Consider the following 16,994-nt stretch of genomic DNA (forward strand, 5'->3'; position numbering starts at 1 on the left):
GAGTCAATAATCGATGTTTGATATTGAAAACACTTTATATGAAACTGGGTTCCACGACAACAATATCTGGAGACGTTTCATGGAAGACAGTGTATTCACGCAGGCGCGCGGCCTGAGCAGTGCGGAAGTGTCGGACGCGCTCGATTATTTCGGCTTGCCCGGCAGCGTGCCAGGCCTCGTCCCCGTGGCCGGGCCGCGGCGCCTGTTCGGTCCCGCCTTTACCGTGCGCTTCGCGCCCGTCGACAGCCAGTCGCCCGGCACGGTGGGCGATTACCTCGACGATATTCCTGCGGACGCCATTGCCGTGCTCGATAACGCTGGCCGCAGCGATTGCACCGTCTGGGGCGGCATCATGAGCCAGCTGGCGGCGCAGCGGGGCGTGGCCGGCACCGTCATCGGCGGCGTGTGCCGCGACACGGCGGAAGCGGACGCCGCCGGTTACCCCCTGTTTGCGCTGGGGCGCTTCATGCGCACCGGCAAGGATCGGGTGCAGGTGGACGCCGTTGGCGCGCCCGTCAGCCTGGCCGGCGTGCGCGTGGCGCCCGGCGACCTCGTCGTGGCCGATCAGGATGGCGTCGTCATCGTGCCGGCGGGCCGGGCGCACGCCGTTTTTGAACGCGCCCTGGCCATGCAGGCGGTGGAATTGCGCATCGTCGCCGCCGCGCTGGACGGCGTGTCGCTGCGCGACGCGCGGCGCCAGTTCGGCTATCACACCTTGCAGCGCAAGCCTGCGGCTGCCTGAATTTCCCCTCTCTTTACCTCTCAGAAAGCACACCATGGACCAGCATGTTTCCATCGCGACCCTGCACGCCCTGCGCCAGCTGGGCGCGGCCACCATCTATGAAGCGCAGGGCGCGAAAGGCGCGCTCGACAGCGGCATCAAGCCGATTGCGCCCGGCATGCGCCTGGCCGGCCCGGCCTTGACCGTCGATACGCGCCCGGCCGACAACCTGATGCTGCACTACGCCATGCTGAAAGCCCAGCCCGGCGACGTGCTGGTGGTCGACGCCAAGGGTTTCCTGGAAGCGGGCGTGTGGGGCGATGTCTTCACCGAGCAGGCGCAGCGGATCGGCCTGGCCGGCCTGGTGATCCACGGCGCCGTGCGCGACGCGGCCGCCATGACCGAGGCGGGCTTTCCCGTCTTCAGCCGGGGTTTGTCGATCAAGGGCACGGGCAAGCACCAGCCGGGGCGCCTCAACGTGACCGTCACCATTGGCGACGTCAGCATCGATCCCGGCGACATCATCGTCGGCGACCAGGATGGCGTGGTGGTGGTGCGGCGCCACGAGGTGGATGCGGTGCTGCAGAAAAGCCGCCAGCGCGAAGAGAAGGAAGCGCGCTTCCGCCAGCAGATCCGAGACGGCGCCACGACCGTCGACCTGCTGGGGCTGGAAGAGACCTTGCGCCGGCTGGCACTGCACTGACCTCTGTGCCCACCACTAAAAAAAATCAGGAGACACCCTCATGCATACCACCATTACCGCCCCGGCTGCGGCGCCCGCCGCACCGCTGGCCGTCCGCCGTCCCACGCGCTACCGCTGGGTCGTCGCGGCCCTGTTTTTCATCGTCTACACGATTGCCGCCGCCGACCGCGCCAATTTGGGCGTGGTCTTGCCGTTTTTGCGCAAGGAATTTGAAATGAGCAATACCGATGCGGGCGGCCTCGTCAGCCTGTTCCTCGTCGCCTATGCGCTGGCGCAACTGCCTTCCGCCTGGCTGCTGTCGAAGTTCGGCGTGCGCAAGGTGTTTACCATTTCCATGGTGCTCACGTCGATCGCCACGGGACTGACGGGGCTGGTGGGTTCCCTGCTGTCATTGAAACTGTGCCGCCTCGGCCTGGGCCTGGCCGAAGGGCCGTTGCCGATCGGCGTGACGACCACCATCAATCACTGGTTCCCGTCGCGCGAGAAGGGCACGGCGTCGGGACTGTTCTTGTCGGCCGTCAAGTTTGGCCCCGTCATCACGCCGATCCTGGGCGCGGCCATCATTGCCGTCTGGGGCTGGCGCGAAGTGTTCATCTGGTTTTCCGTGCCCGGCGTGATCCTGGCCATCTTCTGGTATTTCCTGGTCACCAACAAGCCGATGGAGAGCCGTTTCGTCAATGGGGAAGAACTGGCCGTCATCGAAGAAAAGGCGCCGGATGGCAGCAGCACCGGTACGGCGGCCACGTCGCGGCCCATGCCCTGGCTCGACAAACTGATCCGCGTCCGCCAGGTGCCCACCGTCAGCACCAGCCGTGGCGTGTTTGCGTCGTGGAATATTCTCGGCTGCGCGCTCGGCTATTGCTGCCAGCTGGGCATTTCCAGCGTGCTGCTGGCCTGGATTCCCACGTACTTGCTGACGGTAAAACAGTTTTCCATCATGAACATGGGCATGGTGGCGGCCGCGCCGTGGGTGGGCGCCGTCTTCGGCAATATCCTGGGCGGCTTGCTGGCTGACCGCGTGCTCGACAAGCGCAGGAAACCCGGCATGCTCATTTCCGCCCTGTCGACGGCCGTCATGATGTATTTGCTGATCCATGCGCCGGCCGACCCGCTCCAATACGGCGCGCTGCTGTTCCTCACGGGCGTGCTGTTGAGCATTGGTTTCTCCGCCTACATGGTGTATCCGATGCAGTTCGTGTCGAAGGAAAAATTCCCTGTCGCCAATGCCGTCGTCAACATGGGCGGCCAGCTGGGCGGCGCGGCCACGCCGTGGATCGTCGGCATGCTGCTCGACCACTACGGCTGGGATTATGTGTTCGGCTTCATGGCGGCCATTTCCTGCCTGACCTTCCTGGTGGTACTGACCATCGCCGAACCGCTCAAGTTGCGGCCGTCAGGGCAGCAGTAAGGAATGCTGGCTGGCCGTATGGAAATCGCGCCAGACGCGGTTGATGGTGCTGTCTTCGCGCGCCGCGTACAGGCCGCAGTGCGGGTACAGGCCATCGACGGCCGCGCGGCACGTGGCCACCAGGTCCAGCGAACTGTCTTGCACGGCTTGCATGGCGTCCGCGCCGAGCGCCGCGCCGGCCGCCACCTGCGCCCAGCTGTCGTCCAGCACGGCGTAAAAGCGGGCGCGGGCGACGGTGAACGCGTCTTTCTTGCCTTGCAGCATGGCGACCACTGCCGGCACGTCCAGCAGCGGCAAGCCTTCGCGCGCATGGCGGCGGTGGCGCATGCATTCTTCGGCCAATTCCAGGAAATGCGCGGCCATGCCGGCCACGTTGGCGGCCAGGGTTACGTAGGCCAGCGAGAAGAACGGGTAGCGGTACAGCGGGCCGTCGGCCGTCGCGGTGTCAGGACTGATCGCAAAGCCATGGTCCTTGCCGAGCCACTGGCCATCGATGCGGTAGCTGTGCGAGGCGCTGGCGCGCATGCCGATGCTGTTCCAGGACGGCACCAGCTGCACCAGCGCGGCGGGCACGAGGAAGGCGCGGATGCGCGGTTTTCCATCCGCATCGAGCAGGGGCTGGCCATCGCGCTGCAGCCGGGCGTTCAGGGTGAAGTGCGTGGCCATGGGCGCGCCGCTGGCGTAATCCCAGCTGCCCGTGATGCGGTAGCCGTCGCCTTCTTCCTCCGCGTAACCGGTGGCCGCGCCGCTGCCGCCCAGGCAGACGCGCGGCGTGCCGATGATGGCGCGTGCCATGTCGGGCGCCAAAAAGCCCGCGAACCAGCCGGCCCCCGCGCACAGGGTCAGCACCCAGCCCATGCTGCCGTCGACGGCGGCCACGGCTTCTTCCAGGCGCACCACTTGCGGCAAGGGCCGCTCGGCGCCCCCCGCGCTGCGCGGCGCCAGCATCGTCAGCCAGCCGCGCCGGTGCAGCAAGGCTTGCTGGGCCGGATGCAAAAAGCGGGCGGCGTCGGCCGCCTGGGCGTGGCGCGCGATACGGCGTGCGTCGCGCTCGGAAAGGGTGGCAAGGGCAGCGTGCGGCATGGGTAACATCCGGCAATGGCGAAGGCGGGCATTTTCGCATAGCGGGGCGTGTACCGGGTAGTTCGCGGCCTGTGCATCGCAATTGGTGAAAATGACGACAGCGGATGGCCGGTGCCGGCCATAAGCAGGTACAGTCGCATGGTCCCTTCCATGCAGCACTTATCCTGAAAGCGCAAAACCATGTCCCGTCTTCCCGACCCGCACTTCGCCGAGAAAGTCCGCACCAGTTTTGCGCTGCAGAACGCCATGACCTTGATCCAGGCGAGCCTGCCCGTGGTGGCGCATGGCAGCACGGAAATCCACGTGCCGCACTGGCGCGGCATCGAGCAGCAGCATGGCTTCGTGCATGGCGGCGTGGTGGGCATGATCGCGGACTCGGCCGCCGGTTACGCGGCCATGACCATGGTGGCCGATGGCGCGTCCGTGCTGACGGTGGAATACAAGATGAATCTGCTGGCGCCCGCCGATGGTGAAAAACTGATCGCGCGCGGCAAGGTGGTGCGCCCGGGCCGCACCCTGATCGTCGCGCAGGCCGAAGTGTTCGCCGTGCGCGACGGCAAGGAAACCCTGTGCGCGCTGATGCAGCAAACCATCATGGTGATGCACGGCAAGTCGGAAAAGACGTGAGCCGTGCACCGCACAACGGCGCTCAATCCGCCTTGACCAAGCCTTCCGCTGCCAATGCCGTCTTGACGCTGTCGCGCTGGGCAATTCGGCCCAGGAAAGCTTGCAAATTTTCCAGCGCGGACAAATCCACGCCCAGGCCTGGCGCCCAGCCCGTGATGACGAACAGATAGGCGTCGGCGACCGTGAAGGTGTTGCCCGTGAGGCAGGCCTGGCCTTCCAGGCGGCTGTTCACCCATTTGTATTTCTTGCCCAATTGCTCAATGAACAAGGCCTTGGTGGTAGCGTCGATGCGGGGATCGAACAGGGGACTGAACGATTTATGCAGCTCGGACGTGATGTAGTTCTGCCATTCCAGCACCTTGTAGCGGGCAAAATTACCCACCGGCGGCAATAAATCCTGTCTGCCGGCCTGTTCGGCGATGTACTGGGCGATGACGGGGCCTTCGCTCAAGGTCGTGCCATCATCGAGTGCCAGCAGCGGCACCTGGCCTTTGGGGTTGAGTTCGTAGTAATTGCCGCCTTCCAGCGTCTTGTGCTGGCCCAGGTCGACCTTGACCAGGGTGAACGGCGTGCCCGTTTCGCGCAGGATGATGTGCGGCGCCTGCGAGCAGGCGCCCGGCGAGTAAAAGAGTTTCATGGCGATCCTTGAACAGGTGGGAAAGAAGCCACTATAGTCCCGCGCCGCCGCACGGTAAACGCGTGTTCGCGCAATTCACACTTTCTGCCGGGTGAAGGATTGCGCTGGCTCAAACCTGGGGATAGCGCAAGGTGTCGAGCAGCAAGGTAAACGCGGGCGACGGGTGGCGCCGGCTCGGGTAATACAGCTTGTAGCCCGCATACGTGGGGCACCAGTCGTCCAGCACGCGGATCAAACGGCCATCGGCCACGTAAGGCTGCACCACATCTTCCGCCATGCAGGCCACGCCCAGGCCATCGAGCGCCGAATGCAATCGCATGGCCATGTTGTTGTAGATCATTTGCCCTTCCACCCGCACTTTCAGCTCCTGCCCATCCTTGGCAAACTCCCAGGCAAACAGGCCGCCCAGGGTGGGCAGGCGCATGTTGATGCAGTTGTGCGCCATCAAGTCCTGCGGCGTGGCGGGCGGCGCATGGCGGGCGAAGTAGGCGGGCGACGCGACGATGGCCATGCGGAAATCCGGGCCGATGGGCATGGCGATCATGTCCTTGGCCACCTGCTCGCCCAGGCGCACGCCCGCGTCGCAGCGCGCGGCCACGATATCGGTCATGCCGTTGTCGACGACGACTTCGATGTTGATGTCGGGATAGTTCGGCAGCAAGCGGGCGATGGCCGGCTGCAATACTGTCAGCGCCGAGTGTTCTCCCGCGCTGATGCGAATGTTGCCGGCCGGCTTGTCGCGCCGCTCGCTGAGCAGGGCCAGCTCCGCCTCGATTTCGTCGAAACGGGGCGCCACCGTGCGCAGCAGCTGTTCGCCCGCATCCGTGGCCGAGACGCTGCGCGTGGTGCGCACCAGCAGGCGCAAGTCGAGCCGCTCTTCCAGCGCGCGCACCGTCTGGCTCAGGGCCGATTGCGACACGCCCAGCTTGGCCGCCGCGCGGGTAAAACTGCCTTCGCGGGCCACGGCCACGAAGGCGAGGATGTCGTTAAAGTTGGTTTGTGCCATGGCGGAGTGCCTCTTTTATTCATTAGTTATACTAATAAGTTCATGCGGACTTTAGCATCTATTCATGGTAATGCGAAAGTCTTACAGTGGGGGCATGAAAAATCTTCCCGCTAACTCTGCCGCGCCGCACCAGGCGGCCATCCTCGCCATCATTCTCGTCAGCTATGTGATGATCGTGCTCGACACGTCCGTCGTGCTGACGGGCTTGCCGAAAATCCACCAGGAACTGGGCTTTACGGACACGGGCCTGGCCTGGGTGCAAAGCGCCTATACCCTGACGTTTGGCGGCTTGCTGCTGCTGGCCGCGCGCGCCGGCGATGCGTATGGCCGGCGCCGCATGCTGCAGCTGGGCCTGGCGCTGTTCACGCTTGCGTCGCTGGCCATCGGCCTGGCGCGGTCGCCGGCCATGCTGATCGCCGCGCGCGCCATCCAGGGCGCGGGCGCGGCCATCCTGGCGCCGTCCACGCTGGCCTTGCTGCAAACCACGTTTGCGGAAGGGCGCGAGCGCACACGGGCCATCGCGCTGTACAGCGCCGTGGCCGGCATCGCTGCCAGCGTGGGCCTGGTGCTGGGCGGCGTGCTGGCCGAATGGCTGTCGTGGAGGGTGGGTTTCTTCATCAACCTGCCGATTGGCGCCGTCATGCTGGTGGCTGCGCGCCGTTTCGTTGCGGAAAGTGCGCGCAGCGGGGGACAGTTTGACGTGGCCGGCGCGGCTAGTTCCACCTTCGGCATGTCGGCCCTCGTGTATGGCCTGATCCGCTCGGCCGGCGCCGGCTGGGGCGATGCCCTGACGCAAGGCGCGCTGGCGGCGGGCGTGTTGTTGCTGGCCGCTTTCATTGCCATCGAGCGGCGCGCCGCGCAGCCCGTCCTGCCGCTGCGCCTGTTTGCCGATGCGCAGCGCAATGCCGCGTACGGGGCCAGGGTGCTGTTCATGGGGGCCATGATCGGTTTTTTCTTTTTCACCACGCAATTCCTGCAAGTGGTGCTGCGCTATCCGCCTTCGCTGACGGGCCTGGCTTTCCTGCCCATGACTCTGGTTAACTTCGGCGTGGCCCTGTGCGTGCCGCGTTTGATCCACCGCCTCGGGAATGCCCGTTTGCTGGCCATGGGGCTGGGCTTGACCCTGCTGGGCATGGCATGGCTGAGCCGCGTCGATACGGGCACGGCTTACTGGCTGGGCGTGGCCTTGCCCATGCTGCTGATCGGCGCGGGGCAGGGCATGGCCCTGAGTCCCCTGACAGCGGCCGGCGTGGCTGGCGTGCCGGCGCAGGATGCGGGCGCCGCCTCGGGCATTGTCAACGTGGCGCACCAGCTGGGCAGTTCGCTGGGGCTGGCGACGCTGGTGGCCGTGGCCGGGCTGGGCGCTGGCCAGTTGGCGGGCGCGCCGCTGCTGGCGCATCGCGTGACGGTGGCCCTGGGCAGCGCGAGCGGCATGCTGGCGCTGGCCTTGCTGCTGGTGCTGTCATGCCGTCGCCGCGGCTGAAGCCAGATACCGTGTCTGGCGAGCGCAGGCGTGGCGTCAAGCTCCGTCAGCGGACCGAGCGGCTCTTCGGGCTTGCCAGATCATAAAATTTTTGCAATGTATCCGTTTTTCGGAGTGCTCCTATATGGCGTGTGCCGTGGGGGCCATACACTTCATCCCGCAACAACACAGGAGCGCTTTCGCGCAAGGATGCTTTCCAGCTGAACGTCGGACATGCCAGACCGGTTTTAATAGTAAGTTGAGCAATCGCTGCGCCGCCGGGCGCTGTCGCCAGCGCCATGATGGCGTCATGGGTCAGCAGTAAGTTGCACCAGTCAACAGATAAAAGGTCGCGTTATGAATATAGTCTCTTTGCTTCAATCGGGTCTGGCCGTCGCGCTACTGTGGGCGGTAGCCGATACGGCTTCCGCGGTCAGCTGCACTTACTCAAACGGGATCCAGCCGGCAATAGGCAACATGCCCTTGCAAGTGTCGGCGATCACTGTCGGACGCGAGGTGCCGGTGGGCACCGAGGTGTATCGCCAGACATTCAAAATGGTCGCCGGCCAGACAGTGACACCGGACTGTCTGTATGCCCCGTTTCAAATGTTTACCGAACTGACGGTTGACGCTAGCTTCGGCCTGGCCGCCTGGCCCAGCGGGACGTATGCCAATAAAGTGTACAAGACCAGTATTCCGGGGTTGGGGGTAGTCATGAACAGTCGGGGCGGTGTACTGCCAAGACGGACCTCCACGCAGCCGAGCACCTGTACGCCGGGCCATCGCTGCCTGATTCCGTTTGACGGGCCGTCCAATTTTGAATTGATATTGATCAAGTTGGGAGACGTGACTCCCGGGGTGTTGACAAACAGCTCATTGCCGACCGTCAGGCTGTACGGCAATTTCGGCGATGCCAGAGTGCTGGGCTTCCAGATGGGCATCACCGGCAGTCTCCAGATCGTCTCGCGGACCTGCAGCACGCCGGATGTCTCGGTGCCCATGGGCACGTATTCACCCAAAGATTTTAGCGGGACCAACAGCGCCACCGGCTGGAAGGATTTTTCCATACGCTTGAATGATTGCCCGGCGTTTCATGGAACAGTGAGCAAGACCGCTGCAAGCTGGGAGTCGCAAAGCGGCAGCTCCCCGGGTGGCACGGGGACACCCGGAACGCGTGAAGTGAACAGCCTGCGCTATCGCATCGATCCCGTTCGCATGGCCATCAACGCAGGCAATGGCGTGCTGAGCCTCGACTCCGCTGCCGCCGGGCGTCCTCCCGCAGCCACCGGCATAGGCCTGCAGATAACCACCCAGGCCGGTAACACGGTGCCGCTGGCAAGCCTGCAGAGCAGCGGCCTGACCCTGAGTTCCTCCGAACGCAGTTATGTCATCCCCCTGCGTGCGCGTTACCTGAAAACGGGGACCAGCGTGACGACGGGTCCGGCAAATGCATCGGCGACGTTCACGATGAGTTATGACTGACGTGTAGCCATCCGGCGACGATTTATCGGACTGCCGCCTTCAGCAGCACCAATACGTTGCCTCTCACGTCACTGGCGATGTGCCTTGGCCTGAAAATGCAGCCTGCATAGGTACACTTGCGGCGGCTGACCACTCGCGCAGCAATTGTCCGAACGCTTCGGCCGCCGCCGTGGCACCGGCGGTGCGCCAGACGAGCTGGAACTGGGCGCTGGGCAGGGCGGGCAAGCCATGCTGGCCATCGATGACCACCATGCCCGTTTCCAGGTCGCCTTGCGGCAGGGCCGTGACGGCCAGGCCCGCCAGCACGGCAGCGCGCAACCCTTGCTGGCTGGGCGAGGTGAACGCCACGCGCCAGTCGAGCCCGGCGCCTTCGAGGGCGTCGACGCCCACTTGCCGGTGCACGCACGGCGCGGGCGAAAACGCCAGCGGCAGGGGCTGCGCGCCGTCATGCCGGAAGTCGTGCGCCGCGGCCCAGACGAAGCGCGTGCGGCGCAGCACGGATGCTGCATGCTGGCCACCGGCCAGCGTCATGACGACGGCCAGGTCCAGCGCATCGGCCGCGACCAGTTTCTGCAAGTCAAGATAGGTACCCACCGTGACATCCAGGCGCACGGCGGGAAACAGGTGTGCGAACTGCGCCAGCAGGGCCGGCAGGCGCGCGCCCATGAAATTTTCCGGCACGCCAAAGCGCACGGCGCCGGCAAGCGAGGAGCGCTGAAAGCGCCGCGCCAGCGCATCCTGGGCGGCCAGGATCTGCCGCGCGTGGCGCAGAAAATCCTCGCCGTCTTCCGTCAGGCGCAGGCTGCGCGTCGTGCGCACCAGCAGCGCGCTGCCCGCCTGCTCTTCCAGGCGGCGGATCTGGTGGCTGATGGCGGACTGGCTCAGGTGCAGCCGTTCGGCGGCGCGCGTAAAGCCGCCCGTGTCCTGCACGGCCACAAAGGCACGCAGCAGGGCGGTATCGAAGTCCATGGGGTTCCCGTGATTCATGATGAAAATGAATGAATTGTACAAAATTTTATCATTTCCCTCATGAGTCCACGTTTTCTAGAATGGTCGCTTGCAGTGCTCCGGCACCACCACCCCTCCATGACTACCGAAAGCAAGGCTTCGATGCACCTGACTACTTCACAACAAAACGCACTGACCCTGGCCGCCGTCTGCCTGGCATCGCTCATGTTTGGCCTGGAAATTTCCAGCGTGCCAGTGATCCTGCCCACCCTGGAAACCGTGCTGCATGGCGGTTTCAAGGACTTGCAATGGATCATGAACGCCTACACCTTGGCGTGCACCACCGTGCTGATGGCAACCGGGACCCTGGCCGACCGCTATGGCCGCAAGCGCCTGCTGCTGGCCAGCCTGGTCCTGTTCGGCCTCAGCTCCCTGGCATGCGGCTGGGCTGGCAGCACAGGCGTGCTGATCGCCGCGCGCGCGCTGCAGGGCATGGCCGGCGGCGCCATGCTGATTTGCCAGGTAGCCGTGCTGTCGCAGCAGTTCCCGGCCGGCGCCGCGCGGGGCCGGGCGTTTGGCGCCTGGGGCATCGTGTTTGGCCTGGGCCTGGGCTTCGGTCCCATCATCGGCGCGGCCATCGTCGCGCTGTCAAACTGGCAGTGGGTATTTCTCGTGCACGGACCGCTGGCGCTGGCGGCCCTGCTGCTGGTGGCGCTGGGCGTGAGCGAATCGCGCGACCCGCAGCGGCGCAAGCTGGACGTGGCCGGCATCGCCACCCTGTCGCTGGGCGTGTTCAGCCTGGCCTGGTGCCTCACGCAGGGGCCGGCGCTGGGTTACACGGACCCGCGCAGCGTGGCCAGCCTGGCCGTGGCGCTGATCAGTCTGATGCTGTTTGTCATAATTGAACGGCGGCAGGCCGAACCGATGATCGACTTTGCCGTGTTCCGCATCCGCCGTTTCTCGGGAGCGCTGCTCGGTTCGGCGGGCATGAACTGCAGTTTCTGGCCGTTCATGATCTATCTGCCCCTGTACGTGCAATATGGCCTCGGCTACAGCAGCCTGGACACGGGCCTGACCTTGCTGGCCTACACCTTGCCCACCTTGCTGGTGCCGCCGCTGGCCGAGCGCCTGGCGCTGCGCTACCGGGCCGATGCCGTCATTCCTGCCGGCTTGCTGGCCATCGGCCTGGGTTTTTTGCTGATGCTGTGGGGCAGCCGCGCGGACGCCGCCAGCTGGCTGACGATACTGCCCGGCTGCCTGCTGGCGGGCACGGGCCTGGGCCTGACCAACACGCCCGTCACCAATACGACGACGGGCGCCGTACCGGGCGAACGGGCCGGCATGGCTTCCAGCATCGACATCAGCGCGCGCATGATCAGCCTGTCGGTGAACATCGCGCTGATGGGCTTTATCCTCGTCGCAGCCATCCAGTCCGCATTGTGGATGCAGTTGCCTGGCGGACTGGACGCAGCCACCTTGCGCGCCATGGCGGAAGGTTTGTCTGCAGGCAAGGGTGCCGGCGCGCTGCCGGCCGGCGTGGCCAAGCTTGCGCTGGCACAAGGATTTGGCGCCGTGATGCTGTACGGCGGCGTGGCCGCCTGCCTGTTTGCCCTGGCCAGCTGGCTGGTGTTTGGCGCGGGACGGACGCGGCAGGCAGCCGGGCTGCCGGTGAGAGAATAGCCAGGAGGCTATAATCTGGGCACGTTGACAAGTCTTGCTCAACGTTATTACGAGGCCGCCCATGCATAAACTGATTTCCGAACTCACCCGCCTGTACCTGTTCGATGAACAGCAGCAATACGTCGATGCGGCGGGCGGCGTGCAGCCGCTGACGCCAGCCGTGCTGGCGCGCCATCTGTCGGGCGAGCAGACGGTAGCGGTGCAACTCGTGACCGGGAGCGGCCTGACGCGCGCGCTGGTACTGGAGTTTGGCGGCAAGGGCGGCGGCGAGTTGCACTGGAGCGCGTTGTGTACGATCGCCAATGCCGTGCAGCACGAGCTGGACTTGCCAGCGCCCGCCGTCAGCATCTCGGGCACGGCATTCCAGTTATGGCTGTCGCTGGCCACGCCCGTGCCTGTCGCCCAGGCGCGCCAGTTCGTGCAACTGCTGCGCGCCACCTTTTTACCCGCCTCGACCGACATCCTGGCCGTGGCGCCGCCCGCCGACGTGGAACAGGTGGCGTTGCCGCCTGCGTTGCAGCCGTCAGGCAAGTGGGCCGCCTTCATCCACCCCAGCATGGGCGCCGCCTTCGTCGACGAACCTGGCCTGGACATGCCGCCGCCGCCAGCCGCCCAGCTGGGCTTCCTGGAAAGCTTGCGCAGCGCCAATCCGGGACAGTTCACCCAGGCGCTAGCGAAGTTGCAGGGACATGCAGGGTTGTTTGATGCCGCGCCCGCGCCCGTCGCCGCGCCATTGCCGGCGGTAAAGCCAGTTGGCCAGCCAGGCTTGCTGTTGCAGGACGCCAGCCTGGAAGACATCGTGCGCTGGCTGCATGCGCGCAATATCGAGCCGACGTTCCGGCACAGGCTGCCGTAGCCTGATGCCTGGTTACGCCGGCATGCCGCCCTGCGCGCGCAGCCAGTCGAACACTTGCCCGACGATGGGTGAACGCGGGTGTTCCGCCACGCCCGACAGCCACCAAGTGGCGCCGGGCACGCGCGGGTAAGCGGGCAGGATGTGCAATTGGCCACGCGCCAGGCTGGCATCGATCAGCAGGCGCGGCAGGCAGGCGATGCCGCGCCCGTCCAGGGTGGCGTCGAGCAACAGACGCGCATCGTCATAGATGGCCCGCTTGCGAAAGCGCGCCAGCGGGCCCAGGAACAAAGGCGCCGTGGCGTCGCCCGTCAGGCTTTCTTCCAGGCAAACCAGATCCGCGTGCAGGTGGTGTTCAACTTGCGGCACGCCGGCCAGCCGCGCCGCCAGTTCGCTGTTTGCCACCAGCAGCCATTCATCGTGCAGCAGGGGGATTTCCTGCAAGTCCGGCTGCAGGATGGGGCGTTCGCCGATGGCGATATCGACGTCGATCTCGTCGACGAAACGGGCGCTTTCATCCACCGACAATAGCAAGCACAGCTCGGGCATCTGCGCTTCCAGCGCGCGCAGCCGCGGCTGCAGCCAGCCGTGCAGCACGGGCGCAGGGCACACCAGCACCACGAGCCCGGGATCGAGATAGGTGGCGATGCGCCCCAGGCCGCTGCGCAGCACGGTCATCGAGCGCTGCACGCTGCGCAGCAGCACCTCTCCCGCCACCGTCAGTTCCACGCCCCGTCCCGCGCGGCGGAACAGCGGCTGCTTGATTTGCTCTTCCAGCAATTGCACCTGGTGGCTGATGGCCGATTGCGTCACGTGCAGCTCGTCGGCCGCGCGCGAGAAATTACCGTGGCGGGCGGCCGCTTCAAAGCCCATCAACAATTTCAGCGAAGGAATACGATGTTCTGACATATGAGAAAATCTAATGAATTAAGGTAAATCATATCATTTGTTTTCATATCTTGATCCATCCACAATGCCGTGCATGCCAATTGGCCTACTGAAAAGGATGAATCATGAAGACACGTCGATATTTCTTGCGTCATTGCATGCTGGGCGGCAGCGCGCTGGCCATGGGCGGCTTGCTGGTCGGCTGCGGCGGTGGCGCCGACGGCGGGGTGGAAACTGGCCCCGTTGCACCAGTGCCACCGATCAATAGCGGCGCTGGCGTCAACCTGGCCGACGGCTGGCGCATGCCCGACGAGGCCGACGCCCACAAGGCGACGTGGATGGCATATGGCGCTTCCAGCGCCGTCTGGACGCGCGCGCAAGTGCCGCAGGTGCAGCTGGCGCTGGTGCGCATCGCCAATGCCATCGCCGCGCATGAACCCGTCAACATGCTGGTACGCCCGGAAGAGCTGGCCAGTGCGCGGCCCTTGTTCGATGCGCGCGTGAACCTGATTCCCGCCGAGATGGATGATGTGTGGATGCGCGACACGGGTCCCGTCTTCGTGCGCAAGCCGAATGGCGAGCGGGCCGGCGTGAAGTTCAACTTCAATGGCTGGGGCAACAGGCAGCAGTTCGGCAAGGATGGACAGGTGGCCGACATGGTCGCCGCCCAGGCCCGGGTACCGCTGCTGGCCACGCGCCTGGTGCTGGAAGGCGGGGCGCTGGAAGTCGATGGCAAGGGCACGGCCATCATCACGGAAAGCTGCGTGCTGAACAGCAACCGCAACCCGGGCTGGAGCAAGGCCGACTGCGAAGCGGAGCTGCTGCGCCTGCTGGGCATCCGCAAGGTGATCTGGCTGCCAGGCATCAGGAACAAGGACATCACGGATGCCCACACGGACTTTTACGCCCGTTTCGTGCGCCCCGGCGTGGTGGCGGCGCACCGCGAGATGGACCCGGAATCGTACGATTACGCGCTGACCCGGCGCCACCTGGAGATTCTGCGCGGCGCCGCCGATGCGGATGGCCAGCCGCTGCAGATCGTCGTCATCGATGGCCCAGAGAAAATTCGGCCTGGAAACAATCCGAACACCTTCGCTGCCGGCTACATCAATTACTATGCCACCAGCAGCGCCATTTTCCTGCCGGAATTCGGCGATGCGCAAGCGGACGCCCGCGCCAGGGCGCAGTATGCGCAGCTGTATCCGGGCCGCGCCGTGGTGCAGATTAATATCGACCCCATCGCTGCCGGTGGCGGCGGCATCCATTGCACCACGCAACAGGAACCGGCATAAGGAGAACCACATGCAACGACGACAGTTCCTCACTGGCGCCTTGGGCCTGGCGGCCGGCGCCGCCATGGGCTTGCCGGCCTTGCCCGCCCTGGCGGCAGGCGCGGGCTGGCGCATGCCCGATGAAGGCGAGCGCCACGCTGCTACCTGGATGGCTTTCGGCGCCAACGACGACGTCTGGGGCAAGCGCCTGAAGGCGGGCGCGCAAGCGGACCTGGCGCGCATCGCGCAGGCGATTGCCAGCGTCGAACCCGTGCACATGCTGGTCAACGAGGAAGACTACGACGTGGCGGCTCGCCTGTGCGGCAACAAGGTCAAGCTGCTGGTGCAGCCCATCGATGATCTGTGGATGCGCGACACGGGCCCCGTCTTCGTCAAGCAGGCGGGCGGAGCGCTGGCCGGCGTGAATTTCAATTTCAATGGCTGGGGCGAAAAGCAGGACTACGACGACGATGCGCTGGTGGCTGGTTTCGTGGCCGGACGCGCCGGCGTCGCCGTGCTGGAAAGCAGCCTGGTGCTGGAAGGGGGCGGCATCGAAGTCGATGGCCAGGGTACGGCCATCATCACGGAAAGCTGCGTGCTGAACGCCAACCGCAATCCCGGCGTCAGCAAGGCAAGGTGCGAGCAGGAACTGCGCCGGCTGCTGGGCATCGAGAAAGTCATCTGGCTGCCGGGCATTGCCGGCCAGGACATCACTGATGGCCACACGGACTTTTATGCCCGTTTCTGCGCGCCTGGCGTCGTCGCGGCCGGCTTTGAAAACGACCCGACGTCGCCAGAGCGCGCCGTCACCCAGCGCCACCTCGACATCCTGCGCAAGGCCACGGATGCGCGCGGCCGTCCGCTGCAGGTGGTGGTGCTGCCCGGCCCGGGCCAGGTACGCCCGCGCTATGAAAACAAGGACTTCGCCGCCGGCTACATCAATTTTTATGTCTGCAACGGCGCCGTGCTGTGCCCGGAATTTGGCGATGCGCCAGCCGACCGCAACACCAAAGCCATGCTGCGCGAACACTTCCCCGGGCGCGACATCGTGCAGCTGAATATCGACGCTATCGCGGCCGGTGGTGGCGGCATTCACTGCACCACGCAGCAGCAGCCGGCGTAGGCGGGGCTGTCCGGCGGACGGCTCAAGCCGTCATTTCCCGCGCCAGCGTGGCCACCAGCTGCGCCGCGTCCATTTCCCGCGCCAGCGGCGCGCCCTGGCCGGCCCAGTGCGCGGCGAATTCGCTGTTGCCGTGCTGGCTGGCTAGTGCGTTCAATTGCTTGGCGGCATCGTAGGCGACGGGATAGGCGGCCGGTGGCGGGCTGCCTGGCGCTTCGCCGTATTCGATCAGGCGGTTCACCATGCCGCGCGCCAGGCGGCCCGACAGCACGCTGGTCAGGCGCGTGCTTGCGGCCCGTGCGCTTTTCAGGTTCGCCCGGTAGCCTGCATTGGCCGACGATTCCGGGCACAGCACGAACGCCGTGCCCAGCTGGGCGGCTGCGGCGCCCAGGTCCAGCGCGGCGCGGATGCCTAGGCCATCCATGATGCCGCCGGCGGCGATCAGGGGCAGGGCAGTGCGGCCCGCCAGCAGGCGCAGCAGCACGGCCGTGCTGTGGCGTTCGTCCGGCGCTTGCGGGTCGAAGACGCCGCGATGCCCGCCCGCTTCCACGCCTTGCGCCACGATGGCGTCGACGCCGGCCTGTTCGATCAGGGCCGCTTCGCGCAAATTGGTGGCTGTGGCCATCGTGTAGATGTCGGCCTGGCGCAGGGCGGCGATCTGCTGCGGCGTCGGCAAGCCGAAATGGAAGCTGACGACGGCGGGACGCTGTTCCAGCAACAGGGCGAATGCCGCCTCATTGCCGACAAACGTTTGATATATCTCATCGAGCTCCGTTGGCACGGCCGCGCCCAGCTCCGCAAACAGGGGCGCCAGGTGGGCCAGCCAGGCCGCTTCGCGCCGCGCATCCCGCATCGCCGGCGCATGGCAAAACACATTGATATTGATGGGGCCATCCGTCAGCGCACGCGTATCCATGATCATCTGGCGCGCCTGCGCCACCGTGCCTGCGCCGATGGCCAGCGAACCGAGGCCGCCCGCATTCGACACGGCGGCGGCCATCCGGGGCGTGGAGACGCCCGCCATCGGCGCCTGGATGATGGGCAGTTGCAAGCCGAGACGGTCGAGGAAGGGCTGGATTGAAGTCATGATGTTTCCTTCATGAAG

16 protein-coding genes are annotated in these 16,994 nt (G+C 65.5%); 10 read left to right on the forward strand and 6 right to left on the reverse strand.

Annotated elements, in window-relative coordinates; genetic code table 11:
• Positions 1-79: 79 nt before the first annotated feature.
• Genes AC3IQ7_RS14260 through AC3IQ7_RS14270 form a run of 3 tightly spaced genes read left to right on the forward strand, consistent with a single transcriptional unit; the run spans position 80 to position 2,832 of the window.
• The gene (locus AC3IQ7_RS14260) at positions 80-742 is read left to right on the forward strand and encodes an RraA family protein (RefSeq protein WP_489210251.1); all 663 of its coding nucleotides are present in this window, start codon (positions 80-82) and stop codon (positions 740-742) included.
• A 34-nt stretch (positions 743-776) separates the two neighbouring features.
• Positions 777-1,424, forward strand: a complete 648-nt coding sequence (locus AC3IQ7_RS14265) for a 4-carboxy-4-hydroxy-2-oxoadipate aldolase/oxaloacetate decarboxylase (RefSeq protein WP_099377062.1) — start codon at positions 777-779, stop codon at positions 1,422-1,424.
• A gap of 40 nt (positions 1,425-1,464) precedes the next feature.
• Positions 1,465-2,832 carry an MFS transporter gene (locus AC3IQ7_RS14270; RefSeq protein ID WP_099377061.1) on the forward strand — a complete coding sequence of 456 codons (1,368 nt, stop codon included), beginning with the start codon at positions 1,465-1,467 and terminating at the stop codon, positions 2,830-2,832.
• Here AC3IQ7_RS14270 and AC3IQ7_RS14275 read toward each other — a convergent pair.
• A complete protein-coding gene (locus AC3IQ7_RS14275; RefSeq protein ID WP_489210254.1) occupies positions 2,818-3,915 on the reverse strand; it encodes an acyl-CoA dehydrogenase family protein in 1,098 nt (365 codons plus the stop codon). The genes AC3IQ7_RS14270 and AC3IQ7_RS14275 overlap by 15 nt on opposite strands.
• A gap of 180 nt (positions 3,916-4,095) precedes the next feature.
• On the opposite strand from AC3IQ7_RS14275, the gene AC3IQ7_RS14280 reads away from it, so the two are divergent.
• Positions 4,096-4,542: a PaaI family thioesterase gene (locus AC3IQ7_RS14280; RefSeq protein ID WP_489210256.1), complete on the forward strand. Its 447-nt coding sequence runs from the start codon at positions 4,096-4,098 to the stop codon at positions 4,540-4,542.
• Positions 4,543-4,564: 22 nt separating this feature from the next.
• On the opposite strand, the gene gstA is transcribed toward AC3IQ7_RS14280, so the two are convergent.
• On the reverse strand, positions 4,565-5,179 hold the full coding sequence (gene gstA / locus AC3IQ7_RS14285; protein WP_489210258.1) for a glutathione transferase GstA: 615 nt from the start codon (positions 5,177-5,179) through the stop codon (positions 4,565-4,567).
• 109 nt (positions 5,180-5,288) lie between these two features.
• Positions 5,289-6,185, reverse strand: a complete 897-nt coding sequence (locus AC3IQ7_RS14290) for a LysR family transcriptional regulator (RefSeq protein WP_489210260.1) — start codon at positions 6,183-6,185, stop codon at positions 5,289-5,291.
• A gap of 94 nt (positions 6,186-6,279) precedes the next feature.
• Between AC3IQ7_RS14290 and AC3IQ7_RS14295 the strand changes: the two genes are divergently transcribed.
• Together AC3IQ7_RS14295 and AC3IQ7_RS14300 are read left to right on the forward strand one after the other, a co-directional pair.
• Positions 6,280-7,668 carry an MFS transporter gene (locus AC3IQ7_RS14295; RefSeq protein ID WP_489210262.1) on the forward strand — a complete coding sequence of 463 codons (1,389 nt, stop codon included), beginning with the start codon at positions 6,280-6,282 and terminating at the stop codon, positions 7,666-7,668.
• A gap of 456 nt (positions 7,669-8,124) precedes the next feature.
• A complete protein-coding gene (locus AC3IQ7_RS14300) occupies positions 8,125-9,129 on the forward strand; it encodes a fimbrial protein (RefSeq protein ID WP_489210264.1) in 1,005 nt (334 codons plus the stop codon).
• Positions 9,130-9,192: 63 nt separating this feature from the next.
• Here the strand turns inward: AC3IQ7_RS14300 and AC3IQ7_RS14305 are convergent, their stop codons facing one another.
• Positions 9,193-10,098, reverse strand: a complete 906-nt coding sequence (locus AC3IQ7_RS14305) for a LysR substrate-binding domain-containing protein (RefSeq protein WP_489210266.1) — start codon at positions 10,096-10,098, stop codon at positions 9,193-9,195.
• A gap of 141 nt (positions 10,099-10,239) precedes the next feature.
• Between AC3IQ7_RS14305 and AC3IQ7_RS14310 the strand changes: the two genes are divergently transcribed.
• A complete protein-coding gene (locus AC3IQ7_RS14310; RefSeq protein ID WP_489210268.1) occupies positions 10,240-11,757 on the forward strand; it encodes an MFS transporter in 1,518 nt (505 codons plus the stop codon).
• A gap of 61 nt (positions 11,758-11,818) precedes the next feature.
• Positions 11,819-12,613: a TOTE conflict system archaeo-eukaryotic primase domain-containing protein gene (locus AC3IQ7_RS14315; RefSeq protein ID WP_099377053.1), complete on the forward strand. Its 795-nt coding sequence runs from the start codon at positions 11,819-11,821 to the stop codon at positions 12,611-12,613.
• A 12-nt stretch (positions 12,614-12,625) separates the two neighbouring features.
• Here the strand turns inward: AC3IQ7_RS14315 and AC3IQ7_RS14320 are convergent, their stop codons facing one another.
• Entirely contained in the window at positions 12,626-13,519 is an 894-nt protein-coding gene (locus AC3IQ7_RS14320; protein ID WP_099377052.1) for a LysR family transcriptional regulator, read from the reverse strand.
• Positions 13,520-13,623: 104 nt separating this feature from the next.
• On the opposite strand from AC3IQ7_RS14320, the gene AC3IQ7_RS14325 reads away from it, so the two are divergent.
• Both AC3IQ7_RS14325 and AC3IQ7_RS14330 read left to right on the forward strand, forming a co-directional pair.
• Entirely contained in the window at positions 13,624-14,790 is a 1,167-nt protein-coding gene (locus AC3IQ7_RS14325) for an agmatine deiminase family protein (protein ID WP_233516048.1), read from the forward strand.
• A gap of 10 nt (positions 14,791-14,800) precedes the next feature.
• A complete protein-coding gene (locus AC3IQ7_RS14330; RefSeq protein ID WP_099377051.1) occupies positions 14,801-15,892 on the forward strand; it encodes an agmatine deiminase family protein in 1,092 nt (363 codons plus the stop codon).
• A gap of 22 nt (positions 15,893-15,914) precedes the next feature.
• Here the strand turns inward: AC3IQ7_RS14330 and AC3IQ7_RS14335 are convergent, their stop codons facing one another.
• Positions 15,915-16,976 (reverse strand): NAD(P)H-dependent flavin oxidoreductase, encoded by a 1,062-nt coding sequence (locus AC3IQ7_RS14335; protein ID WP_489210271.1) that lies wholly within the window; start codon positions 16,974-16,976, stop codon positions 15,915-15,917.
• Positions 16,977-16,994: the final 18 nt, after the last annotated feature.

The sequence above is a fragment of the Janthinobacterium sp. GL_088 genome, from assembly GCF_057837845.1.